The organism is Bradyrhizobium uaiense (genome assembly GCF_010811875.1).
In the GTDB taxonomy this organism is placed as follows: Bacteria; Pseudomonadota; Alphaproteobacteria; order Rhizobiales; family Xanthobacteraceae; genus Bradyrhizobium; species Bradyrhizobium uaiense.
In genome coordinates this window covers 1-249 of record NZ_VKHP01000768.1, presented here as the reverse complement: position 1 = coordinate 249, position 249 = coordinate 1, and the positions used below count along the sequence as shown (strand labels likewise).

Sequence of the window (249 nt, the reverse complement as noted above, 5' to 3'; positions counted from 1 at the left end):
CGGCTCGGTAATTTCTGGCTGTCTTTTCGAAGCGTGTTGCGACCCGGCGGAACTGCTTGAGCTTACTGAAGCAGCATTCGACGAGATGGCGCTGGGCATAGAGATGCTTGTCGAGCGGATGCTTGAGTGCGCGTGACGGATTGTTGGGGATGACGGCGAGCGCGCCCTTGGCTGCGATGGCCTGACGCAAGTGATCGGCGTCATAGGCTGTATCGGCCATGACGACCCCGGCGGACAGTCCCTCGATCA

Annotated in this window: 1 pseudogene; it reads right to left on the bottom strand. The window is 60.2% G+C overall.

Annotation, left to right across the window (positions count from 1 at the left end):
- Positions 1–249 (bottom strand): annotated as a pseudogene (locus tag FNJ47_RS47385) (IS5/IS1182 family transposase); the annotation flags it as partial.